A 25559-nucleotide genomic window follows, 5' to 3' on the forward strand; every position below is an offset into this window, starting at 1 on the left:
ACAAATTCCTTTATATTCAATCCATACTAAAGGATGCGCTTACACGTCTTATTATAACTAATTATCTGACTTTTGTGAACCAAAAGCGCTTAAAATTAAAAAAATTATTTTTTTAGAAAAATGACTTTCTTTATTGAAAATAGTCGGATATTTTTTTCTAGTGAAAAAAACTAAAGATTCTCATTGCTGTATAAGCTATTCCTGCCCCAATAAGAGGACCGACAGCCACTCCTTTAAAGAGGGCAATCGCCAAAACCGTCCCCAACACAAGTGACGTCGTGATATGAGGAGATTCGGCCAGTAAAGATACCCCATGCTTTCCTAAAATGGCAACGATAATACCGGAAATTAACGCAATCCATGCATAAGGAGATTTTAAGGATTCCGTTAAATCTTTGAAACCGATCTCGCCTGTTGCAATAGGCACCAGGACAGCCACTGTAATGATGGTCACTCCCCAATTGATTCCTTTTGAGTGGATCAATGAAAAAATTTTATCATCCGTACCGATGACTTTTAAAACTAATAATACAGCTATCGCCACCATTAAAGATTGGTTTTTGGAAATAAAACCGATCGCTAATAGGAGCAGTAAAAATAAAAAGGGTTGTTGTGACATCATGATGCATTCCTTTCTTTAAGATTTAATTCAGGAAAAGAATCATTTTCCATGTCCATATGGAATGAATGGTATTCTGCCATCCTCTCTTTGATTAAAAAATCGACTGTTATTCATCCGAATCATGCAAAGGGGCCTTTATGGATTCTAACACGCTATAAAAAAAGATAACACTTTTATTCTCACGGGGTAACTGCTACAATACAAATAGATTGCAAGATCTTATTTGGTATAAGGAGAGAAAAGTCGATTGAATCCTGAAAAGCTATATCGTGTTTTGCGCTTTTTTATTGTGGTTGGAGCTGTTTTGCTGTTGTTGTACGCGCTCTTTGTCGTGTCAAAAGTAACTTATCCGTTCATTATTGCGCTGGCGATCGCTTTTTTGATTAACCCACTCGTGAATGTCCTCGAAAAGCGCCTGAAGTTTCCGAGACCCGTTGCGGTAATTGCCTCAATCCTTATTATTTTTGCTATTTTTATCGGCATCATTTCCTTGCTGATAACAGAAATTGTAGCGGGCGCGAATTATTTGGCAAACGTAGTCCCGGGACATGTGGAAACGATTGTCAAGTACACGGAAAATTTTATTGCCGGCCAAATCATCCCGTTATATGATCAAGCTTCAAAACTGTTCAAAAATTTGGGCGCCAACCAACAAGAAACCATTTTGAACAATATTCAAAATGTCGGCCAAAAAATTGCTACAAGTGCCGGAGAGTTTTTAAAAAATTTCTTCTTAAAGCTTCCTGATCTAATTTCTTGGATTCCTAATGCAGCTACTGTTCTAATCTTTTCATTGCTAGCCACTTTTTTTATCAGCAAAGATTGGGACAGACTAAAAGATCGATTTGAAAAATATATGCCCAAAAAGGCACGTTCAAGCAGCGAGCGGGTATTTGTGGACCTCAAAAAAGCACTTTTTGGTTTTGTCCGTGCCCAACTCACACTCATTTCGATGACGGCCGTGATCGTGTTAATTGGATTGCTTATTTTGAGGGTTAAATACGCCATCACGATTGCATTAGTCACAGGACTCGTGGATCTTATGCCATACCTTGGAACGGGAGTCGTTTTTGTCCCATGGATTATTTATGAATTTATTTCCGGGGAAGTTTCGCTCGGAATCGGTCTTTCGGTTCTTTATATAATCGTCATTGCGCAGCGACAATTCATGGAACCAAAAGTTCTTTCTTCCAGCATTGGCTTGGATCCTTTAGCCACATTGATCGCCTTATTTGTCGGCTTCAAAGTCGTCGGATTTCTTGGCCTCATATTAGGGCCGGTCGTTCTTGTCATCATCAAGACCCTCCACCAAGCCAATGTATTTCAAGATTTATGGAACTATATCATCAAAGGAAGCTCCACAGACAAAAATGTCAGCTGATAAAGCTGACATTTTTTTATGATAGGACGGATCGTTCCATCTTTCTTCTATTCACAAAAGACGATTCTTAACATTTTCCCGCTAAAAACGAAATGAAAACTTGAACGTAATTCACCAAGAGCGAAGCGTCACCAGATAAACGAAAAATTCATTGGTTTTTTTAAAGACTCCAATCGAAAAAATTTCTGCATCACGTTGATCTTTGACTTTAACCCATGACCATATAATCGAGTAGGAGGGAGCGATTAACTCCCGTCCTCTCACACCACCGTACGTACGGTTCCGTATACGGCGGTTCAATTAAGATAATTGACGCAAGTCTTTATAACTTCCGTGAATAGCTGTTCTCTTTATGCCAGTGGTCACTCCACCCTCCAAGAGGTCTCCCACGGGATTCACCGCTTCCTCCCTCAAGTGAGGTACTACGTTTTCTGTGTTCATCATGACTCACTGAATACCAAGGGCTATTCTCTCTTAATTGTTCGGTCCTTCTTAGTTGTTCTAGACCAACTAATACTATGACCTCTGCTGACTTCTGACGGTTCAGCTACTTATCACTAAGTAGGTTATGAAGAGTACTTCACATATCCGCCAGACCTCCCCGGGTAAGTACATGCACTTTCACACCATCTATCCGCCTCATTTACTCGATATGACCTTCGACAGAAAGAGCTTTGTTTTGTTATGCAAACTCACTCAATCATACCTAGCCTTATATGAGGTTCGTGTTCCTCGGACCGGTGTTTTGCCTCCAGCTTCCTTCAGATTCCGCGTCACCACGGACACCCTTGCTCTTGGCTAACCTCTACTTCTGTCTTCGGGGTTCGGGACTTACACCCTATAGTTCATGTACATGCCGGGCGCACATAAGAAGAGAAGAAGCTGGGAACCCAGCTTCTTCTTATTCGTTAAAGCACGCTGGCACGTCCGTTATAAACCACACCGCAGGCGGCATCGACGGTGACTTCCTGTCCTTCTTTTAAATTTTTCATGGCATCTTCTACTCCCACTATAACAGGAATCCCTAAATTCAATCCTACAACAGCCCCGTGGCTGGTTATTCCGCCTTCTTCCGTTATAAGTGCCGCACATTTTTCAATAGCTGGAACCATGTCTTTATCCGTTCCTATTGTGACTAAAATGGAATTCTCTTGCACTTTTTCTAATGCTTCTTTTGCATTTTTGGCGATGACTACTTTCCCTACAGCTGATTTTCTTCCAATTCCTTGCCCTTTTACAAGGATATCTCCCACAACGTGGATTTTCATTAAATTGGTCGTACCGGATTCACCTACAGGAACCCCAGCCGTAATCACAACCAAGTCTCCTTGTTTGATCATGCCGGAATCTAATCCTGCAAGAACGGCCAACTCCAACATTTCATCAGTGGATTCAGCTGCTTTACTTTTTTGCGGATAAACTCCCCACACAAGGGCAAGACTGCGGCAAACTTGCTCACTAGAAGTAACCGCAATAATCGGCGCTTTCGTTCTGTAGCGTGAAATCATTTTGGCTGTATGGCCGCTTACGGTTGGTGCGATAATCGCATGAACATCTAAATTAAGAGCCGTATAGGCAACGGACTGTCCAATGGCATTGGTCATATTATGTCCTGTGTTCTTGCTTCTTTCGGTCAAGATGGCAGGATAGTTCAGAGCTTTTTCCGCTCGTGAAGCAATCCGGTGCATCGTTTGTACGGCCTCAAGCGGATACGCTCCCGCTGCGGTTTCTCCTGACAACATGATCGCATCGGTACCATCAAAGATGGCATTGGCCACGTCACTAGCTTCCGCACGCGTAGGACGCGGATTTCTTTGCATGGAATCCAGCATCTGTGTCGCAGTAATAACCGGTTTCCCCATCTCGTTGCATTTTTTGATCAGTTCTTTTTGGACAAGCGGAACTTCTTCAGCTGGAATTTCCACTCCCAAATCGCCTCTTGCCACCATTAACCCATCGGATACTTCCAAGATTTCATCGATGTTTTCAACGCCCTCTTGGTTTTCGATTTTAGGAATGATTTGAATATGTGTCGCATTATGTTCCTCAAGAATTTGTCGGATTTCCAAGACATCGGACGCTCTTCTTACAAAGGAAGCAGCAATGAAATCAATCCCTTGCTGGATTCCAAAAATGATATCTTTTGCATCCTTTTCGGTAATACCAGGCAAATTAACCGAAACGCCAGGAACATTTACTCCTTTTTTATTCTTAAGAATACCGCTGTTTAATACTTTCGTATGAATTTCTCCATTTTCTTTGTCGATAGAAACAACTTCCAATCCTATCAAACCGTCATCCAGCAAGATTCTCGATCCTATTTCTACATCATCGATTAAGTTTGGATAATTAACCGAAAATTTTTCTGCCGTTCCAGTTACTTCTTTCATTGAAACAATGACATTTGTGCCTTTTTTCAGTTCGACAGCACCGTTCTCCATATTATGCGTGCGAATTTCCGGTCCTTTTGTATCCAGCAAAATGCCTACCGTTTTGCCGGTTTGTTTAGCAGCCTCACGAATATTTCGAATCCGAACAGCATGTTCTTCATGATCTCCATGAGAGAAATTTAATCGAGCGACGTTCATTCCGGCTTCCATTAATTTTGCCAACATTTCTACGCTTTCGCTTGCTGGCCCAATCGTACATACAATTTTCGTTTTTCTCACGGTTTACCACCCCATATCCACAAATTAAATAGAAAGTTCTTTTGAAAGCTTGTACATGTTTAGATCCAATTGATGCTTTCTGCCAAGTGCTTCTATAATGTCATAATCGACAAGTTGATTTTTTTCAATACCGACTGCTCGTCCGCCTTTTCCTTCGATCAACAATTCCACTGCTCTGGCTCCTAGGCGGCTAGCCAACACACGGTCTGTAGCTGTCGGCGATCCTCCACGCTGAATGTGTCCGAGCACAGAAACCCTAACTTCTATATCACATTCTTTTTGGATCAATTTCGCAAACTCTGTCCCGCTCATAACACCTTCCGCTACTACGATAATACTATGCTTTTTGTCGCGTTTTTGACCATTCTTTAACCGTTCGATGATTTCATCCATATTGAAAGGTTCTTCCGGAATCACAATCGTTTCAGCTCCGCCGGCCAATCCAGCCCACAACGCTAAATCACCGGCATCTCTTCCCATTACTTCAATAATAAAGGTTCTTTCATGGGAACTTGCCGTATCTCTGATTTTGTCAATAGCATCAATCACTGTATTGAGAGCCGTGTCAAAACCGATCGTAAATTCCGTTCCCGGGATATCATTGTCAATCGTTCCCGGAACTCCGATGCATGGAAAACCAAGTTCCGTTAAAGCTTTTGCCCCGCGATAAGAACCGTCTCCGCCAATCACAACCAAACCGTCGATCCCATGTTTTCTTAACTGTTCCACCCCTTTTTTCTGACCTTCCGGGGTTTTAAATTCCGGGCAGCGTGCTGATCGTAAAATCGTTCCTCCGCGATGAACAATATCACCAACAGAACCTAATTCAAGTTTTTCAATATGTCCGTTAATTAAACCAGTATAGCCTTGATAAATCCCAAAAACTTCTAAATTATGAAAAATTCCCTTCCTTACGACCGCCCGAATCGCGGCATTCATTCCCGGAGCATCGCCCCCGCTTGTTAAAACGCCGATTCTTTTCATCATCATCACCTCTACAAAGTAATTTGCACTGCCACTCATTTTATTCTGTTTTCTAAAGTCCAAGTGTAGAAATCCTGTTTCCTCATGCGGGCAATCCTCTATTTTTGATCGAGGTCTACAGCATTTCTACAGTTCTGCTAGCAATATCCCTCTTTAAAATACCACGAAGGAAAGGTGTTCACAATATACCTAACAATCCTTTCAAAAAGACAAAATTGTCGGTGAACTGGAAGCGTTTTTTATTCTCTCCGACAAACAAAATCATTTCAATTTATTTCCTAATAAAGGACTTAAGATACATAATGAGAAAAAATTACCATACCATCGAATGTTTATTCTTTCCAATTTCAGAAACAATTCCAAACGCTGATCTGATCATACCTGCAAAAATCGAGCGGCCAATCATAGAAAGGTTCATGCTCAGGAGGATGACACCAAAAGGAAAATCCGAGGATGGATGTATATGAAAAAACGCGCTCCGTTAAGAGAAGCGCGTTATTTATGAGTTCCTATATATTCGTTTAAAACGGTGTATTCACCAATAGCTCTATATTTTTCGTAGCGCTGATTCACCAATTCTTCCTCGCTCAACGAAATGAGCTGTTTTAAAGAACGTTTCAGCGTTTCGTCAATAAATTCGGCTTGTTTTTTAGGATCGCGATGCGCGCCGCCGCGCACTTCTTTAATCACATCATCAATAACTCCCAATTCTTTCAAATCTGGAGCCGTAATTTTCATCGTTTCGGCTGCCAATTTTGCTTTTGAAGCATCCTTCCATAAAAGAGCTGCTGCTCCTTCAGGCGAGATGACAGAATACGTAGAGTTCTCAAGCATAAATAAATGATTGCCGATCCCTAAAGCTAGAGCACCCCCGCTTCCGCCTTCACCGATCACGATGCAGACAATCGGCACTCTTAATCCGGCCATTTCAAACAAATTTCTGGCTATCGCTTCGCTTTGTCCGCGTTCCTCTGCCGCTTTACCCGGATAAGCTCCTTTTGTATCAATAAAACAAATGATGGGACGGTGAAATTTTTCCGCTTGCTTCATAAGACGAAGAGCCTTTCGGTATCCTTCCGGATGAGGCATGCCAAAATTCCGACGGATGTTTTCTTTCGTATCTTTTCCGCGTTGGTGTCCAATTACCGTAACCGGCAGACCGTAATATTTGGCCACTCCGCCGACAATGGCTTCATCCTCCCCAAAAAGGCGGTCTCCATGAAGCTCGATAAAATCTGTAAATAAATGTTCAATATAATCAAGGGTAGTTGGCCGTTGCGGGTGTCTGGCCATTTGCACACGATCCCAAGGTTTTAAATTGTCATAAATATGCTTTTCCAATTTTTCCAGCCGATTCTCCAACGTTTCAATTTCATCTGATAAATCCACATCCGATTTGGCCGTGAATTCTTTCAATTCCGCGATTTTCTCCCGTAGTTCAATAATCGGCTTTTCAAATTCAAGACTGTTTACCACGCCAGCTCACCCCTTGGCTGATGAATATCTAAAAGGACAGTTAATTTATCCTTCAGTTCATTTCTTGGAATGACGTCATCCAGTTGTCCATGTTTCAACAAAAACTCCGCTGTTTGAAAATCTTCCGGAAGCTCTTCCCGAATGGTTTGCTCGATGATTCGGCGCCCGGCAAATCCAATCAGCGCACCAGGTTCCGCAAAATTGTAATCTCCTAAGGAAGCGAAACTAGCAGAAACCCCTCCGGTCGTTGGGTGGGTCATCACGGAAATGAAAAGCCCACCGTTGTCACTGAATCGCTTCAAGGCAGCACTCGTCTTCGCCATTTGCATAAGAGATACTATACCTTCTTGCATTCGTGCACCGCCAGAAGCAGTGAAGATGATAAACGGAATCCCTAAACGATCGGCTTCTTCTACCGTTCTGACGATTTTTTCCCCGACAACGGATCCCATGCTTCCCATGCGAAATTTAGCATCCATTACCGCAATAGCAGTCTTATATCCGTTTATTTCTCCAATACCCGTCACAACAGCCTCATTTAATTTTGATTTTTGGCGGTCTTTTTCAATTTTTTCCAGGTAATGAGGAAAGTTCAAAGGATTTTCTGTCATAAGTTCGGCATTGATTTCTGTAAAAGTTCCCTCATCTATCAACGACTCAATCCGTTCATAAGCAGACATTTGATGATGATATCCGCAATGAAGGCATATATGGAGATTTTTTTTCAACTCTTTCGTATACATAATTTTCTTGCACTGGGGGCATTTTGTCATAATTCCTTCCGGTACGTCATGCTTCGGTGCATCAGAAGGAACGGTGACATATTTTCGCTTCTTTGGCTTATTAAAGAAATCTTTAATCAAGGTGAATCCTCCCTTGTTAGGCTTCGCTTCTAAAGATTGTCTCCACTTTACACAAATTTTTTTAAAAAATACGCAAAAGTTTGTCACCTTCCATTCGACAACTTTTGAATTTCCTGATAAACACGATAGCAAGCAAAGAAATCTTGTTTTTCCATTGCTTCTAAAAGCTTTAAATAATAGGGTTTGTATTTTTCAATTGTCCAATGTTGATTTTGAATGGAAGTTGCATAGTCTGAGACAATCAGCCAAATCTTTTTTAATAAATGATTTTCTCCTAAATCCAAAATAAAAGAAAAAAAGTCATATTCCGACCATTCTTCCTTTTCAAGACTTTCCCGAGCCTTTTTTATCTTTTCATGGAGAGATCGATGTTGAAGAGCCAATGACAGCCCTCCGACTTCCATGATTTCTTTTGCTTTCACGACATCGTCTTGTATCTTTGGATCTTGCAATATAAACATGCCAAGAAGTTCAACAAGACGATGGTCATGGAAATGACGCAAAAAAGTTCCCTCTCCCCTTCTTGTTTCAATCAATCCCAGAAGTTCGAGGGCTCTCAGCGCTTCCCGGACGGAGGAACGCCCAACGTCCAGGTGTTCCGACAATTCCCGTTCAGATGGAATTTTGTCTCCGGGAAGCAGCCCATCTTTTTCAATCATCTTTCTAATTTCTTGTACGATTTCCACAAACTTGGATTTTGGAAGAGCGTCTTTCACAGCTCGTTTCACTCACCTTTTCCAATAGCCGCCAATCTCATGGTCCGTTCATATACTTCTTCAGGATCTACCTTTCTTCTTGCCACTCCTGTTTCCATCGCCGCTTTGGCGACCGCCGCCGCTACCCGCGGTGCAACTCTCGGATCAAAAGGACCGGGGATACAATAGCTTGTATCAAGTTCTTCATCTGAAATGAGACTCGCAATGGCTTCCACCGCTGCTTGTTTCATCTTTTCATTTATATGAGTAGCTCGCACATCCAACGCTCCCCGAAAAATACCCGGGAAAGCCAACACATTATTCACTTGGTTTGGAAAATCGGATCGGCCTGTCCCGACAACCATCGCTCCGGCCTCTTTCGCTTCATCCGGCATAATTTCCGGAACAGGATTCGCCATCGCAAAAATAATCGGTTGATCGTTCATGGAACGAACCATTTCTTTTGTCAGTGCACCGGCAACGGAAACTCCTATAAATACATCAGCGCCTTTTATCACATCTGCCAAACTTCCCTTTTTGTGCTCGCGGTTGGTGTACTTGGCTACCTCTTCTTTTACCTTATTCATGCCTTCCGGACGGCCTTCATAGATGGCTCCTTTGGAATCGCACATGATAATGTCCCTTACACCATAATGATACAAAAGTTTAATAATAGCAATTCCAGCAGCTCCCGCACCGTTTGCCACTACTTTAATCTCTGTCATTTTTTTATTGACAATTTTAAGGGCATTCAGCAAGCCGGCAACGGTCACGATCGCCGTTCCATGTTGATCATCATGAAATACCGGAATATTGGTCTCTTTTTTCAGTCGTTCTTCAATGATAAAACAATTCGGGGCCGCAATATCTTCTAAATTAACGCCCCCAAATGTCGGCTCCAATAGCTTCACTGTCTCGACAATTTTTTCCACATCATTCGTATTTAAACAAATTGGAAAAGCATCAACGCCGGCAAAACTTTTAAACAGCACTGCTTTTCCTTCCATTACGGGAAGAGCCGCCTCCGGACCAATATTTCCCAATCCAAGAACCGCCGTTCCATCGGAAACGACGGCTACTGTGTTCCCTTTCATTGTGTAATCATAAACCGTTTCCGGCTTTTCGTAGATCTCTTTACACGGCTCAGCCACTCCAGGAGAATAGGCAAGACTTAAGTCTTTTTGATTCATGACTTGAACTTTTGCCACGGTTTCCAATTTTCCTTGATTCAACTTATGCATGTGCAAAGCTTCTTCTCTTAATGACAAAATATTCACTCCTTCATCCGTACTACGCCGGCATTCCATCGATTGGAGAAAGGGGTTCGTCATTTGTATTCTCTCGGCTGTTGAACCTTCGTTGAACCGTCTCCTACTTTTCCGCCTGGCCGTGACTTCTTTTCCGAAGCGCCATCTCCATTCTGGCAAGGCCAGCTATAAACGATGGCGCTATCGTCTGTATTGTCTAACCTTTTGTTCCATGATCTGTCCTAAACAGCGAACTAGCTCTCTTATTCTTTGAACCAATGTTGTAATTCTCAAATGCATGATTTTTTGTGGTCAGACCAATTTTTAATGTCTATTTACCACTATACCATAAGTCAGTTGGTTGGAAAACTATATTCTTTTTAATACAACGTTTTCGCTTCCCAATACCGTTTTAAGCTCCGCTATGCAAGCTTCTGTCGGATTGACCCAGCGATCCTTAAGAAGCTGAATCGTCCGATGCTCATCCTCATAATGAACCCATACCGCCGTTTCCCCTTTGTATTTTTTTAAAATGCGATACACAGCTTGAAGCGTTTCTTTCTCTTTTTTTTCTTTTGTAATTTTTAAGTAAAGGCGCTGATTCATTCTAGCGGCCAGTTCTTCTGCTTCTTCTATTCCGTATACGTTTGAGACAATAAATTGTTCATTTCCGTTTCTTTCTTCATTTGTCCCTTCCATTAAGACAACGGTCCCTTTTTCGCATATTCCGAAAAATTTACGGTAGATTTCAGGAAACAAAACGGCTTCCATTTCTCCGCTTTCATCCGAAATGCTCAAAAAGGCCATTTTTTCTCCTTTTTTCGTTCGAATCACTCGAAATTCATGGATATAGACACCGATGATCATTTTTTTCCTTTGGCTTTTCAAATAAGCGATATCGACGACTCCAAGCTTTTGAAACAATGACTTATGCACAGAGACCGGATGGCTGGATAAATACAGGCCAAGCACTTCTTTTTCATATTTCAGGCGCATATCATCCGGCATTGGTTCCACTTCTGTATATTTAGGTTTTGGAAAAAAACTCTCATCTGCAAACAATTCGAAATGGCCGTTTTCATCTGGATCAGGTCTCATAAATTCCGCATGGTCTATCGCTGCATCCACACTTGCAAGCAATGTCGCGCGGTCTTTTCCAAAATCATCAAATGCCCCTGCTAAAATAAGAGATTCTATCGTCCTGCGATTCACAGCCTGCGGTGAAACACGCAGACAAAAATCAAACAAATCTTCAAACATCTTTTCCTTGCGGGCTCTTAAAATTTCCTTAACGGCGGCCGCCCCCACTCCTTTAATCGCAGCAAGACCGAAGCGAATTCCTTCTTTTTCGGCTTTGAAAAAAAATTGACTGCTCTGAATCGAAGGCCTCAAAATCTGAATTCCCATTTCTTTTGCTTCTCTCACATATTGGGCTATTTTTTTTTCGCTCCCAATCACCGATGTCAAAAGGGCGGCCATAAAGTACAACGGATAATGCGCTTTTAAATAAGCGAGCTGATAAGCGATCTTGCTGTAGGCGACCGCATGGCTGCGATTAAAACCATAATTGGCAAATCGCACAATTAAATCGTAAATTTGATCGGCCGTTTCCTTGCTGTAGCCGTTTCGAACAGCGCCCTCAATAAAATGTTTTCTTTCTTCCGCCAACACTTCTTTTTTCTTTTTCCCGACAGCTCGACGCAGCAAATCGGCTTCTCCTAAAGAAAATCCCGCCATTTTGGAAGCGATTTGCATAATTTGCTCTTGATAAATGAGAACGCCATATGTTTGTTTTAAAATTCCTTCCAAGTCGGGGTGGGGATACGCGATTTTTTTCAACCCGTGCTTCCGTTCAATATAAAGAGGGATATTTTCCATTGGTCCCGGACGATACAAAGCATTAACGGCCACAATATCTTCAAAATCGCTCGGCTTCAGCCGCATGAGCACTTTGCGCATCCCCTCCGATTCCAATTGAAAAACACCCGTTGTTTGTCCTTTGCCAAGCAGTTCAAACGTTTTGCGATCATTGAGCGGAATCTCGCTGAGCTCCATTTTCTCACCTGACGAGTATTGAATCGACTCTAAAATTCTTTCTAAAATCGTTAAATTACGGAGCCCGAGAAAATCAATTTTCAAAAGGCCTAATTCTTCTAAAATATCCATTGTAAATTGTGTCATATACATTTCATCATGACCTTGTTGAATGGGGATCAATTCCACAAGCGGCTGTTCCGTGATCACCACGCCGGCTGCATGGGTGGACGCATGCCGCGGCAGCCCTTCAAGTTTTAATGCCGTTTCAAAAATTTGTTTATGCACCGGATCACTTTCTACCCATGTTCTTAACATCGAAGAATCCTTGTAAGCATCCAATAAAGTCAGGCCGAGGCGAGACGGTAGCATTTTGGAAATTCGATCCAATTCTTTCGTTTGAAATCCGAACACTCTTGCAATATCCCTTATAACCGCTTTCGCCGACAATGTTCCGAATGTGATGATTTGAGCGACATGAATGTTTCCATATTTCTTGGCGACATACCGTATGACCTCATCCCTTCGATGATCCGGAAAATCAAGATCAATATCCGGCATTGTCACCCTTTCCGGATTTAAAAACCTTTCAAATAATAACCCGTATTTTAATGGATCAATATCCGTTATTTCCAACAAATAAGCCACCAGCGAGCCAGCTGCAGACCCCCGTCCAGGCCCCGTCAAAATAGCTTGTGATCTTGCAAACTTCATAAAATCCCAGACAATCAAAAAATAATCGTTAAATCCCATTTTATCGATCACCGCTAATTCATAGGAGAGCCGTTCCAAATAATGAGGATCTTCTTTCTTGCCTTTTTTTTCAAGACCTTGCATACACAGCCGGTAAAGAACCTCTTTGGCATTTTCATTGTCCGGAAGCGGATATTTAGGAAGCAGCTGCTGGTGAAAATGAATTTCAACCGTACATTGCTCCACAATCTTCAGCGTATTTTCCAGTGCATCAGGATATCCGGAAAAACGCTTATACATTTCGGCAGGCGGCTTTAAATCATATTCATCAGTGGCAAGCGTCTTCCGATTTTCATCTGCCAGTTTGGCTCCGTCTCGTATCGCCAACAAACATTCATGAGAAAAAGAATCGCCTTTATCCAAATATTGGACATCGTGAGTGACGATACAGGAGATCTCCATTTCTTTGCTTAAAGCCGTCAAACCGGCGCGAATTTCTTCTTCCTGGGAGAGCAAATGGTCTTGAAGCGAAAAATAAAAGCTTTCCTGTTCGAAAATGTTCTTGAAAACGTGGGCGACTTGGCCCGCTTTTTCAAATTCTCCGTTCAGAATGAGCTGTTCAATTTCACCTTCCATCCCCGGAGTAAAAGCGAAAAGTCCTTTTGAATAAGCTTTTAGCCACTTGATAGGAAGTCCTTGAGGCGACTTTGTTTGGATCAAGCTGGAAATCTTCAGCAAATTTTGATAGCCGGTATTATGTTTTGCGAGAAGGACAAGCGGAAACGATCGTCCTTGTCCAATAGGAGATTGGATGTCAGCCGTCAAACCGATAATCGGTTTAATTCCGTTTGCTTTGCATGCTTTATAAAATGGAACGGCTGCGTACATGACGTTATGGTCCGTCAATGCCAGCGCTTTTAGTCCTAGTTTTTTACCGTACTCCGCTAATTTGTCAGGCATAATGGTGCTTGATAACAAACTGTAACCCGTTTTAATTTGCAAATGGGCAAACAACAGCTTGTCCCTCCTTTCTGACCTGTTTCCCGCTTCTTTTTCCATCCTCAACGCGTACCTCCAAGAATGGATATTGCCTTACAGCTTATTATATAGGGAAAATTCCATACGAACAATTGTACGGATGAAAAGGAAACCATCGATGTTTTACATACATGAATCGGTATGTCCATATACATAATGTAGCAAACTTTTAATAGCGGGAGAGGATAAACGTGAATGAAGCATTTTTCCCGGAATTTTTCAAATGTTTTTTTATTGCTCTTGGTGTTCTATTAGGGGGATCCTTGATTGGCGGTTTTGCGTCCTTTATAACTGGTAAACCACCCATGACGGAAATCTATAATATTTCCAACAATGTCCGTATATGGGCGATCATCGCTGCGATCGGCGGAACATTTGACACTTTGTACAGCTTTGAAAAAGGCTTTTTGCAAGGTGAAACAAAAGAACTCATCCGTCAATTTCTTTTGATTTTGTCCGCAATGGGCGGGGCTCAGACCGGCGCTGCCATTATCCAATGGTTGACCCAGGAGCATATTTAAACGATGAGAATTCCGCCTCTTTATCACAAAAAGAATTGGCAAATATTTATAGCAGGAACCGCCATCGGAGCATGCGTCGGCTGGCTTGTTTTTTTGTACATGTTCGGCTCTCTTCAAGAAAAACAAACGAATACGATTGAAAGGCAAAAAGAAGAGATCAGCGATTTGAACGATCACCTTTCCATTTGGCAGGAAGAGTTTAAGAAGCTGAACAAGAAAAATCAAGAAATGCTAACCGTACAAAACATTGATGTAGAAATCATAAATTTCGAAAAATATGGAATCAAAGATTCACATAGTCAATTTGAAGCGGAAGAGCTAATCAAAAAAGATTTGGACGCCTTATTAGCCAAAAACTTAGAAACCGTTTTCGCCAATAAGCAAATCATTAAGGAGCTTATCGAAAACAAGATGTTAAAAATTCAAAATAAAAGATTTCATCTAAAAGTAAAAGAAGTGTATTTTTACACGACCGTTGAAATCTACTTGGAATTGGAACTGGTCAAATAAGAATCGGCGCCTTTTAAGCGCCGATTTATGCTTATTTTCTGCACAGTTCATCCAAATCTTCAATCACTTGTTCCACATCGTCCCATGAATAAACGGAAGCTCCCGCAGCCAGCGGATGGCCGCCACCTTTGTACTTTTTCGCCAATCCATTGATAACGGGGCCCTTCGAACGCAATCGCACTCTGATTTGATCTCCCTCTTCAATAAAGAAAGCCCACGCTTTGATTCCCTTTACGTCTCCCAAAACGCTCACCAGTTGTGAAGCTTCGGAAACGCTGACTTGGAATTGCTCCAAGAGATCTTTTTTAATGATGACACTGCCGGCGCCGCTCGGACGGAGTTCAAAGTTTTGCAAGATAAATCCTTTTAATTTTAATAAGTTGAAATCCATTTCATACAACTGTGTATAAAGCAAGCTGCGGTTAAATCCATATTGAATCAACTCGGCAGCGTATCGAAACGTTTTTTCCGTCGTGCTTGGATAAAGGAATCTACCCGTATCTCCGACAATGCCGGCATAAATAAGTCGAGCGGCATCGTTGGTCATCTTTAATCCTTCGTCTTTGCATTCCAAGTAAAATTCGTAGATCATTTCACTGACCGAACTGGCCGACGTGTCCACCCAAAGCAAATCGCCATAAGGATCTTCATTAGGATGATGGTCGATTTTAATGATAAAATCTCCGAGTTGATAACGTTCATCACTGATTCTTTCACGATTGGCCGTGTCGCAAACGATGACAAGCGCTCCGTTATAAACTTGATCTTCAATTTGATCCATGCGGTTTAAAAAGTGCAAAGAAGGATCTTCTTGTCCGACCGTATAGATATGTTTATCCGTAAAGGAAGCGCGCAAAATTTCCGCTAATCCTCCTTGAGATCCGTATGCATCGGGATCGGGGCGAATATGCCGGTGGATAATAATGGTTTCGTACTGTTTGATTTTTTCTAGTATCTCTTTTTTCATCATAAATTCCCTTCTTTATTCACGATATTTCCTTTTTTTTCCGTTCGTAATTCGATACAATGGAATGAGAATGTACTAGTGGAGGAATGCAAATGCCCGTTTTTGTTTTTTTCATTGTTTTATCGCTGGCTTTTTATCTTTTCTATAAAATTCAGTACGTAAGAAGCAACCGTCCAATGGAAAGAAAATGGCTCTCCGCAAAATCAAGCATGATGCTGGGTCTTTTTGTAGGTTTGTTCGGCATCAACACGTTTTTCGTTCAGCAATCGACAGTGGCCTACGCGATAGCGACGATCTTTATAGTTCTTGGATTTTCCAGCGTATGGGCCGGCTTCAAAGCTTACCGTCATTTTACCCCGTATGTCAAACAAGAAGCAGCAGAATGGGACAAATCCTCTTGAAATTTCTTTCGACAGCTGCTCGTTTTGGCGGACAGCTGTCATCTATCGATCATTTGAACCATCAACAGAGCTTTTCCGACCAGTTTGTTCTCATTGAATACTTCAATATCAATTTTCCCAAATTTTCTTCCAGCCTCTAATACTTTCGGATGGATTTCGATCATGCTTTCTAATTGGACAGGCTTAAAGTAGTAAATCGTCATATTTTCCACAACGTGATCGCCTTTTTTTTGCGCTTTTAATGCCCGATTGGCTGCTTCCGTCACTAATGTTGTAAAAACTCCATAGGAGATAGTACCCAGCTGGTTTGTCATTTGGGGGGTGACCTCAAATTTATACACGTTCGACTGTTCTTGATTGGAAGTGGAAATATCGAATTGCTTCGTAATCAGATCATCAATCGTTTCCCCTACTTGAGGTTGGCGCGAATTCATCTGCAGGGCCTTCAATACATCTTGTCTGCTGATAATCCCTTGCAGCTTATTCTGATCATCGACGACCGGCAATACTTCGATTCCCTCCCAAATCATCATATGGGCAGCCGAAGCGACACTCGTCCGTTGGCTTACGGTCAAAGGCTTTTTCGTCATGACTTTTTCAATCGATACATCCGATTCATATCCCATAATATCTTTCGTTGTGACAATGCCTACCACTTTCAATTGTTGATCCACAACAGGAAACCGTCCGTGGCCTGTTTTCTTATTCTTTTCATGATAGTCGCCAACGGTGTCGGATAACGTTAAGTACGCTGTTTTTTCAACGGGAGTCAAAGTATCTCCAACTAAAATAATTTCCTTTTTGATCAGCTGGTCGTAAATAGCACGGTTGATCATGGTAGCCACCGTAAATGTATCGTAACTGGTCGATATAATCGGCAGTTCTAATTCATCAGCTAATTTTTTCACATGGTCTTCTGTGTCAAATCCTCCGGTAATCAGTACGCCTGCCCCCGCCCGCAGCGCCAATTCATGAGCTTGGGTGCGATTGCCGACAATCAACAGATTGCCCGCTCCCGTATACCGCATCATGGCATCCAGCTTCATCGCTCCGATTACAAATTTGTTCAACGTTTTATACAACCCGGCACGACCGCCCAGCACTTGACCGTCAATAATATTGACTACTTCCGCATAGGTAAGTTTCTCGATATTTTCTTTCTTCTTTTTCTCGATGCGAATGGTTCCTACCCTTTCAATGGCGCTGACGAATCCTTTCGTTTCCGCATCTTTAATAGCCCGATAAGCCGTTCCTTCGCTTACATTTAACGCTTTGGCAATTTGTCTTACAGAAATCTTTTCACCTATAGGAAGTCCTTCTATATACTCTAAAATCTGCTCATGTTTGGTCGCCAAGTTTTTCACCTTTCCCTTTCATCATCTATTCCCATTATAAAGTGAAAAACAGAGCGATTCAATTAGCATGGAGACCGTTAAGAAAACCATCTAAAAAGAGCTGAACCGAAACAAGGTAGGCATTTCCCTTGATCAGCCAGCTCCTTACTGTCATTTGATTACAGCTCGATGCTGTCACCCGGCTCCAGAATTTTGCCGTTTTGATCTTCCAGCAATTCAATAAAGCGAGCGGGATCTTGTTTAATAACCGGGAACGTGTTGTAATGAATCGGTACGACAGTCTTAGCTCCCAAAAATTTAGCTGCAATCGCCGCATCTTCCGGTCCCATCGTAAAGTTATCTCCAATGGGCAAAAACGCAATATCGATCGGATGTCTTTCGCCGATCAGTTTCAAATCAGAAAATAACCCGGTGTCTCCCGCATGGAAAATCGTTTTTCCTTCAGCCATGACCAGTACGCCTGCCGGCATCCCCATATAAAGGATCTGTCCATCTTTTGTTTCAAACCCGGTTCCGTGAAACGCTTGTGTGAATTTGACTTTTCCAAAATCAAATTCATAAGCTCCCCCAATGCTCATGCCATGAGTGTTCAGTCCTTGCTTTCCTAAATAAACAGCCAGTTCATTAATGGCGATCACTTGGGAATGATTTCTTTTGGCAATCTCAACCGTATCTCCTACATGATCCGAATGACCATGCGTTAAAATAATCGCATCCGCTTTTACCTCGTCAGCCTTCAAGTCCGTTAATTCGTTTCCGGTGATAAATGGATCAATCAGAATCGTCTTTCCATTTGTTTCAATTTTAACGATAGAGTGGCCGTGGTAAGAAATTTTCATATTTCAATCTCCTTTCTTACACTATTTATATTTCTCATTTTTGCATATTTCGTTGGCAACGTCCAAAAATCCTGCCTTATAAGATTTCTTTTTGAGATTCCATCATTTACTGTATTGTCAAAATTGCCCAAATTTTATCAAAAAACACTCTGCCTACATCTTTGTTTACTTTCCTATATTTTGCTGTTACGCTTATATTTAAGGAATCAATGAGGGGGATATAACCATGAACAGCCGATTGAGAAATTTGATAGATTGGATGAAAGAAACAGAGATTGACTTTTCTTTCATTACATTGCCTGATAATGTTTTTTATTTTACGAATTATAGAAGCGATCCTCACGAACGTGTTTTAGCCGTTGGCGTTTTTCAACGGGAGGAACCTTTTTTGATTTGTCCGCAGATGGAAGCGAAAGAAGCGAAAAAGGCCGGCTGGGAGCATGAAATCATCGGCTACAGCGACATTGTGAATCCGTGGGAAGAAATCGAAAAAGCCGTCAAGTCACGGCTCAATTCCGTACGAAAAATCGCGCTGGAAAAGGAACATTTAAATATTAGCCGATATGAACAACTGGCTTCCCGATTCTCTGATGCGTCCTTTACTGGATTGGATGATACATTAAACCAACTGCGAATGATCAAAGATGTGGAAGAAATACAGCTGATGAGAAAAGCGGCAGAATATGCTGATTACGCTGTTCAAGTGGGAGTTTCAGAATTAAAAGAGGGAAAAACCGAGCTTGAGATCATCGCCGCGATTGAATATGAACTCAAGAAAAAAGGAATTTCGGAAATGTCATTCGCTACGATGGTCTTAACAGGAAAAAATGCTTCATCCCCGCATGGAACTCCTGGAGCGTCTAAAGTGAAAAAAGGCGATTTAGTATTGTTTGACTTAGGTGTTGTTTATAAAGGATATTGCTCAGACATTACACGAACCGTCGCCTACGGGGACATAACAGATGAACAAGAAACCATTTACCAAACGGTTTTAACAGCCCAGCAAACGGCAGTCCGAGCGGTCAAACCGGGCGTTCCATTGAAAGAACTGGATTTGACAGCGAGAAATATCATTTCACAAGCTGGATACGGAGAATATTTTTCCCATCGCCTCGGTCACGGATTAGGAATCAGCGTCCACGAATATCCGTATGTGACGGAGACAAACGATTTAGCCTTAAAAAAAGGCATGGTCTTCACGATTGAACCTGGCATTTATGTCCAAGAAAAAGCCGGTGTCCGAATCGAAGATGATGTTGTCGTGACTGACAAAGGTGTGGAAGTGCTGACGAAATATCCGAAAGAATTGCAAATTATTAAGTAAATAGGGAAAGCGGAATAAAAGCAATACATTCGGGGATTAGAGTGACAAAGTCTTTCTCTTAACAGACTGGCTGCAGTCGCACGAGAGCCGGCTTTGCGCTTCCCCTGAGATTCCGCGATGTCGCCTCCATCCTGTAAATCGAGTAGGAGGGAGCGATTAACTCTCGTCCTCTCACACCACCGTACGTACGGTTCCGTATACGGCGGTTCAATTAAGATAATTGACGCAAGTCTTTATAACTTCCGTGAATAGCTGTTCTCTTTATGCCAGTGGTCACTCCACCCTCCAAGAGGTCTCCCACGGGATTCACCGCTTCCTCCCTCAAGTGAGGTACTACGTTTTCTGTGTTCATCATGACTCACTGAATACCAAGGGCTATTCTCTCTTAATTGTTCGGTCCTTCTTAGTTGTTCTAGACCAACTAATACTATGACCTCTGCTGACTTCTGACGGTTCAGCTACTTATCACTAAGTAGGTTATGAAGAGTACTTCACATATCCGCCAGACCTCCCCGGGTAAGTACATGCACTTTCACACCATCTATCCGCCTCATTTACTCGATATGACCTTCGACAGAAAGAGCTTTGTTTTGTTATGCAAACTCACTCAATCATACCTAGCCTTATATGAGGTTCGTGTTCCTCGGACCGGTGTTTTGCCTCCAGCTTCCTTCAGATTCCGCGTCACCACGGACACCCTTGCTCTTGGCTAACCTCTACTTCTGTCTTCGGGGTTCGGGACTTACGCCCTATAGTTCATGTACATGCCGGGCGCACATAAAAGAACTTGTCCGTTTTATAGACAAGTTCTTTTTCACTAAGAAAAAAGACTGATAAAAAGGATTTTTCAATGATAACTCTTCTGTAGCGGCCTGCTCTTCCACTTTATGAGAAATTCGTTTTAGGCTCCCCTGACTTTCGACCTTGCCAAAAAAGATTTTCAAATGTACATTTTCTCCTTTTTCACACATATGATAATGATATTGCTACATTTTTCGAAAAAATTCCACACATATATACTCCTATTTGTTTTACAATGAAGAAAAAGGAGGTATAAGAAATGGATACCCAATATAAACATATTCTGGTAGCAGTCGACGGTTCTCAAGAGGCGGAATGGGCCTTTAAAAAATCCATCGAAATCGCCAAGCGCAATGAAGCCACCATCTACTTGGTTCATGTCATCGACACCCGAGTATTTGCAGGCGTTGAAGCCTATGACTACACTATCACCGCACAAGCTGAAAAATACGGACAGGAGCTTCTGGAAGACTACAAAAAGAAAGCCGAAAAAGCGGGTGTAAAAAATATCGTTACGTTTTTAGAACACGGTTCTCCTAAAGCGGTCATTCCCAGAGATGTCGCTAAAAAAGTCGAAGCGGACTTGATTATTTGTGGAGCCACAGGTATGAATGCTGTTGAACGATTCTTGATTGGAAGCGTTTCCGAACATATCGCACGATCAGCCCGATGCGACGTTTTAATTGTCCGCACAAACAAATCATAATCGGCAAAACTTTTCAAAGATTTGCTTGACCGATATCTGCGCTAAAAAAGCATGCTTAAAGCATGCTTTTTTAGCGCAGTCACCGTATTCAGCCTTTAGTAGAAATGAAGCCTTTACACCGGGAGATCCATTTGTCTTTTATCATTAGATAACGGTTGTGAAAGAAGCTCTTTCGCATATTGTATTTGCTGCTTCACTTGTTCAAACCCGGTCCCGCCTAAAGAATTTCTTCTTTTGACTGCTTGGTAGGGTGAGAGAATTTGATAAATATCCTCCTCAATGACCGGAGAGGCTTCCTTCAAATCTTCCAATGACAAATCGGCCAAATAACATTTCTTTTGGATGCAATGGAGAACTAGTTTTCCGACAATTTCATGCGCCTCTCGAAAAGGGATTCCTTTTGCCGCCAAATAATCGGCGAGTTCCGTCGCATTCGAAAAATCATGATGGACAGATTCCGTCAGCTTCGATTCATTCACCTTCATCGTCCGTACCATTCCGTTAAAGATTTTCAATGAACCCATAACCGTATGGACAACGTCAAACATTCCTTCCTTATCTTCCTGCATATCTTTGTTATAAGCTAACGGCAATCCTTTTAATACCGTCAACAAAGAAATTAAATGCCCGTAGACTCTGCCCGTTTTACCACGAATCAATTCAGCCATATCCGGATTTTTCTTTTGAGGCATGATGCTGCTGCCGGTTGAAAACGCATCATCCAATTCAATGAATTGAAACTCTTGGCTTGACCATAAAATAAGCTCTTCTGCAAATCGCGAAAGATGCATCATTAAAATAGAGGAATCATTTAAAAATTCGATGATAAAATCGCGATCGCTTACTGCATCCAAGCTATTTTGATAAATGCTTGAAAATCCCAATAAGGCGGCCGAATATTCCCGATCAATAGGAAAGGTGGTCCCGGCAAGCGCCCCGGCCCCCAACGGAGAAACGTCAATACGTTTTAACGATTCTTGATATCGTTTTTTGTCCCGCTCAAGCATCCAAAAATATGCCATCAAATGGTGAGCAAAAGAAATCGGCTGCGCCCTCTGTAAATGTGTGTACCCGGGCGCCACTGTTTCCACATGCCTCTCCGCTTTTTCAATAATCGTTTCTTGGAAAGAAGTAATCAATTGGATAATCGACTGAACTTGTTTTTTTAAATAAAGATGCATATCGGTGGCCACTTGGTCATTTCGGCTCCGCCCGGTATGAAGTTTTCCACCAACAGGTCCGATTTCTTCGATCAGCATTTTTTCTAAATTTAAATGGATATCTTCTTCGGAAATCGAAAAGGTGAGTTCGTCTCTTTCCGCTTTTTCTTTTAAGCGGAGCAACCCTTCTTTGATTTTATCCGTCTCTTCTTGGGAAAGGATGCCGCACTTTCCGAGCATGGTGACATGTGCAAGGCTTCCTTCTATGTCTTCAAGAACGAGCTCTTGGTCGAACGAAATGGATGCGCCAAATTCGTCTACCCATTCTTCTGCTGATTTTTGGAAGCGCCCGCCCCATAATTTTTTCATGCTTGAACCTTCTCCTTTTCTTGATGAACCATCGCATTTACTTTCGTCGGCAAGCCGAACAATTTAATGAAGCCGACTGCTGCTTGATGATCAAATTCGTCTTCAACCGTATACGTTGCCAGTTTTTCGTTGTAAAGAGAATAATTTGATTTTCTTCCTTCTACAATGGCATGGCCTTTAAACAGTTTGACACGGACAGTGCCGGTGACAAATTTTTGCGTTTCTTGCAAAAAGGCCTTTAATGCGTCTTTAATGGGGGAAAACCATAAGCCTTCATAAATGACTTCCGTTAGTTTCTTTTCAATGACAGGTTTAAAATGAGCCAATTCTTTTACAAGCGTTAAATCTTCCAATTCTTTATGGGCTAAAATTAATGTCATCGCGCCTGGGCATTCATACACTTCTCTTGATTTGATTCCGACAAGTCGGTTTTCAACGTGATCAATACGTCCCACTCCATGCTTTCCTGCGATTTTGTTTAATTCCAAAATCAGTTCCGAAAGCGCGTAACGCTTGCCGTTTAAAGCTACAGGCACTCCCTTTTCAAAATCGATTTCTATGATTTCCGGAGTATCCGGCGTAAACTCAATACTTGTGGTCAATTCATATGCTTCTTCCGGCGGAGCAGCCCAAGGATCTTCCAATATCCCGCATTCATTGCTTCTTCCCCATAAGTTCTTGTCAATGGAAAAAGGACTGTCTAAATCAACCGGAATAGGAATTCCTTTTTGTTTGGCATATTCAATTTCTTCTTCACGCGACCAGCTCCATTCACGGACAGGAGCCAACACTTCAAGATCCGGATTTAAAGCGTTGATCGAAAGTTCAAAGCGAACTTGGTCATTCCCTTTGCCCGTGCAGCCATGCGCCACCGCCACGGCACCTTCTTTTTCAGCTATTTCCACCAATTTTTTGGAAATGAGCGGTCTTGACAGAGCTGAAACCAGCGGATATTTTCCTTCATAAAGAGCATGAGCTTGTAAAGCCAACAGAGCGTATTCATTAGCAAATTCTTCTTTTACATCGAGGACATAGCTTTCCACAGCTCCGACTTTCAACGCTTTTTCTTGAATAAATTTCAAATCTTTTCCTTCCCCTACATCAAGGCAGCAGGCAACAACATCATACCCTTGATCTTTCAGCCATTGGATGGCCACCGATGTATCTAAACCGCCCGAATAAGCGAGCACAACTTTTTTACCCATCATGGATCCCCCTTTTGGTCGTATAAATATTCATCAATAGTTATTTTTATTCCTTTTTTATATGTCTATAAGAATATCATTTTCCGTTTCTTCTTTCAAGGGCCATTGAATAAAAATTTTCTAACTCAACTTTCGCACACAGAAATATGGAGACAGTCCTTGATATAACGAGGTAAAGAAGTAATCCAATTGGACAGTTGACACTGAAAAATGTCCATACTCAAATAAACCTTAGCTTCAGCCAAAGTTTGGAAAAGAGAAATCAATTGTAGTAAAGCCGTTTTAAAGTCCATCTCCTTTACTTCGTCACATAGAAACAAGAATAAGTTGCCCATGGTCTTCGGATCCTCTTCTTTCCGAAGTTGCCAAGCAATCAAGATATACCGAGTGAAGACAATGGTAGTATGGCTAATCATCATGTCATAGGAACGACCTTGAAACTCTTTGGCTAAATGTAAAAACGATTTACTGAATTTAAAAAAGGTTTCAATGTCCCAACGCATCCCATAGATTCGAACGATTTCTTCATTAGACAGCGTGGTATCTGTACTCAAAATGGCTAGCCATTCACTTTGGTTGTTTCGATTCCGCACAAACACGATTTTCACTGGTAAACCCGTATGAAGGGTTGCGTGAATCGAGCCGAGTGTTTCTTTTTTGCCAATGTCTCGTTTCGCTTTTCGATACAGTTGTTCCAAGGTTAAACGTTCTCCGTTGAAAAGATACCGTTGTTTCAGCTGTTTGACCATACCAATGACAAAAAGGCCTTTGGAGTGAATCTTCTCCACCAACGGGGCATGAGTAAACCATGTATCCATGAGCACATAATCAGCGAAAATTCCTTTATCCAATGCATGTTCTACTAATTTCAACACCATGTTTGGTTTTGCTTCCAATGCCTCGAGCCGTCGTTTGTAGCCTGTGGTTCGTTTATCAATGGACGAATGGATTTCGTTCAAGCGATTCTTTTGGTTCGCTGAACTCAAAAGAGCGAAATCGATAGGTACAAATGTAAAGCCATCGGACCATCCGAGCGTTAATAGTTGAAAACCATTGACAAACTGACGAGTGGAATGATCGAATACTTTAGCTAGAAGCTCAACCGATTTACTACGGTTACGAGAATAAATCGAATCGTCTACAATAAACACGGTAACACGGCGCTTCGAAATCGTTTGTTTCACACGACGAATCACTTCGGAGCTCAGAGATAGTAAAAAGGTTCTCCAGTTATACGTAGACGAGTTCAAAAAACGATAAATGGTATCTTTTCCTGGTAAATCGGCAGCCTTTTTGCTTTGTAAGGCGTGGTACCAGTTTCTGTATTGAAAAACAAGAAGAAATAATAGTTGAAAAATCGATAAACAAGAATAACCACAAGCCTTGATAATTCCTGCTTTTCTTAAATGATTACCAATTTGTAATTCAGAAAATCCGTCTTTTATTTCTTTTGGTAATTGCGCAAAATACTCTTTTTTCGTTATCATAATGGTGACACCTTTCTTTCTTTGGTTTTTGGTTTGGTCACCAATAGTTTACCAAAAGAAAGAGGTGTCTTTTTGTTTTTTAGACGAATTTTTTCAGTGTCAAGTGAATATGAGATACCGAGTCAGTCAAGACTTTGTGGGAATTTTTTTGGTTCGCTGAAAATAGATGTAAGTCATAGGTTAGCGAACCATTTTTTTGAATTTCATCCGTA

The 25559-nt window shown here is 41.7% G+C and carries 20 protein-coding genes; 6 read left to right on the plus strand and 14 right to left on the minus strand.

Features of this window, described 5'->3' with window-relative positions; genetic code table 11:
• Positions 1-157: 157 nt before the first annotated feature.
• Entirely contained in the window at positions 158-619 is a 462-nt protein-coding gene (locus NST81_RS13150) for a DUF441 domain-containing protein (RefSeq protein WP_048623816.1), read from the minus strand.
• A 250-nt stretch (positions 620-869) separates the two neighbouring features.
• Between NST81_RS13150 and ytvI the strand changes: the two genes are divergently transcribed.
• Positions 870-2003, plus strand: coding sequence for a sporulation integral membrane protein YtvI (gene ytvI, locus NST81_RS13155; RefSeq protein WP_048623817.1), 1134 nt, complete (start codon positions 870-872; stop codon positions 2001-2003).
• Between the two features lie 908 nt (positions 2004-2911).
• Here ytvI and pyk read toward each other — a convergent pair.
• From pyk to dnaE, 7 genes are all read right to left on the minus strand, one after another.
• Entirely contained in the window at positions 2912-4672 is a 1761-nt protein-coding gene (gene pyk / locus NST81_RS13160; RefSeq protein WP_048623818.1) for a pyruvate kinase, read from the minus strand.
• A 24-nt stretch (positions 4673-4696) separates the two neighbouring features.
• Positions 4697-5656, minus strand: a complete 960-nt coding sequence (pfkA, locus tag NST81_RS13165; RefSeq protein ID WP_048623819.1) for a 6-phosphofructokinase — start codon at positions 5654-5656, stop codon at positions 4697-4699.
• Positions 5657-6151: 495 nt separating this feature from the next.
• Positions 6152-7132: an acetyl-CoA carboxylase carboxyl transferase subunit alpha gene (accA, locus tag NST81_RS13170; protein ID WP_003355621.1), complete on the minus strand. Its 981-nt coding sequence runs from the start codon at positions 7130-7132 to the stop codon at positions 6152-6154.
• Positions 7126-7995: an acetyl-CoA carboxylase, carboxyltransferase subunit beta gene (gene accD, locus NST81_RS13175; protein WP_003355622.1), complete on the minus strand. Its 870-nt coding sequence runs from the start codon at positions 7993-7995 to the stop codon at positions 7126-7128. The genes accA and accD overlap by 7 nt, the downstream gene beginning before the upstream one ends.
• Positions 7996-8078: 83 nt before the next feature.
• Positions 8079-8723 (minus strand): FadR/GntR family transcriptional regulator, encoded by a 645-nt coding sequence (locus NST81_RS13180; RefSeq protein WP_003355623.1) that lies wholly within the window; start codon positions 8721-8723, stop codon positions 8079-8081.
• Positions 8720-9958, minus strand: coding sequence for an NAD(P)-dependent malic enzyme (locus NST81_RS13185; protein WP_048623820.1), 1239 nt, complete (start codon positions 9956-9958; stop codon positions 8720-8722). The genes NST81_RS13180 and NST81_RS13185 overlap by 4 nt, the downstream gene beginning before the upstream one ends.
• Before the next feature lie 348 nt (positions 9959-10306).
• Positions 10307-13723, minus strand: a complete 3417-nt coding sequence (gene dnaE, locus NST81_RS13190; RefSeq protein ID WP_341030494.1) for a DNA polymerase III subunit alpha — start codon at positions 13721-13723, stop codon at positions 10307-10309.
• A gap of 170 nt (positions 13724-13893) precedes the next feature.
• Between dnaE and NST81_RS13195 the strand changes: the two genes are divergently transcribed.
• Both NST81_RS13195 and ytrI read left to right on the plus strand, forming a co-directional pair.
• Positions 13894-14223 (plus strand): YtrH family sporulation protein, encoded by a 330-nt coding sequence (locus tag NST81_RS13195; protein ID WP_003355629.1) that lies wholly within the window; start codon positions 13894-13896, stop codon positions 14221-14223.
• A gap of 3 nt (positions 14224-14226) precedes the next feature.
• Entirely contained in the window at positions 14227-14733 is a 507-nt protein-coding gene (gene ytrI, locus NST81_RS13200; RefSeq protein ID WP_328203480.1) for a sporulation membrane protein YtrI, read from the plus strand.
• A gap of 31 nt (positions 14734-14764) precedes the next feature.
• On the opposite strand, the gene NST81_RS13205 is transcribed toward ytrI, so the two are convergent.
• On the minus strand, positions 14765-15700 hold the full coding sequence (locus NST81_RS13205; RefSeq protein ID WP_048624511.1) for a DHH family phosphoesterase: 936 nt from the start codon (positions 15698-15700) through the stop codon (positions 14765-14767).
• 92 nt (positions 15701-15792) lie between these two features.
• Here NST81_RS13205 and NST81_RS13210 point away from each other — a divergent pair, with 92 nt between their 5' ends.
• Positions 15793-16101: a YtpI family protein gene (locus NST81_RS13210; protein ID WP_003355632.1), complete on the plus strand. Its 309-nt coding sequence runs from the start codon at positions 15793-15795 to the stop codon at positions 16099-16101.
• A gap of 38 nt (positions 16102-16139) precedes the next feature.
• Here NST81_RS13210 and NST81_RS13215 read toward each other — a convergent pair whose 3' ends face one another.
• Together NST81_RS13215 and NST81_RS13220 are read right to left on the minus strand one after the other, a co-directional pair.
• Positions 16140-17456 (minus strand): DRTGG domain-containing protein, encoded by a 1317-nt coding sequence (locus NST81_RS13215; RefSeq protein ID WP_040341853.1) that lies wholly within the window; start codon positions 17454-17456, stop codon positions 16140-16142.
• 158 nt (positions 17457-17614) lie between these two features.
• Positions 17615-18295 (minus strand): metal-dependent hydrolase, encoded by a 681-nt coding sequence (locus tag NST81_RS13220; protein WP_003355634.1) that lies wholly within the window; start codon positions 18293-18295, stop codon positions 17615-17617.
• 226 nt (positions 18296-18521) lie between these two features.
• Between NST81_RS13220 and NST81_RS13225 the strand changes: the two genes are divergently transcribed.
• Both NST81_RS13225 and NST81_RS13230 read left to right on the plus strand, forming a co-directional pair.
• Complete coding sequence (locus NST81_RS13225) at positions 18522-19619, plus strand: M24 family metallopeptidase (protein WP_003355635.1); 1098 nt, start codon at positions 18522-18524, stop codon at positions 19617-19619.
• A gap of 1060 nt (positions 19620-20679) precedes the next feature.
• Positions 20680-21126 carry a universal stress protein gene (locus tag NST81_RS13230; protein ID WP_003355638.1) on the plus strand — a complete coding sequence of 149 codons (447 nt, stop codon included), beginning with the start codon at positions 20680-20682 and terminating at the stop codon, positions 21124-21126.
• Positions 21127-21239: 113 nt separating this feature from the next.
• On the opposite strand, the gene argH is transcribed toward NST81_RS13230, so the two are convergent.
• From argH to NST81_RS13245, 3 genes are all read right to left on the minus strand, one after another.
• Positions 21240-22655: an argininosuccinate lyase gene (argH, locus tag NST81_RS13235; protein ID WP_048623821.1), complete on the minus strand. Its 1416-nt coding sequence runs from the start codon at positions 22653-22655 to the stop codon at positions 21240-21242.
• A complete protein-coding gene (locus tag NST81_RS13240) occupies positions 22652-23863 on the minus strand; it encodes an argininosuccinate synthase (protein WP_048623822.1) in 1212 nt (403 codons plus the stop codon). Before NST81_RS13240 ends, argH begins: the two co-directional genes overlap by 4 nt.
• Before the next feature lie 122 nt (positions 23864-23985).
• The gene (locus NST81_RS13245; protein WP_003353499.1) at positions 23986-25347 is read right to left on the minus strand and encodes an IS4 family transposase; all 1362 of its coding nucleotides are present in this window, start codon (positions 25345-25347) and stop codon (positions 23986-23988) included.
• Positions 25348-25559 lie beyond the last annotated feature (212 nt).

Source organism: Bacillus sp. FSL W8-0223 (assembly GCF_038006805.1).
GTDB lineage: Bacteria > Bacillota > Bacilli > Bacillales > DSM-4216 > Bacillus_O > Bacillus_O smithii.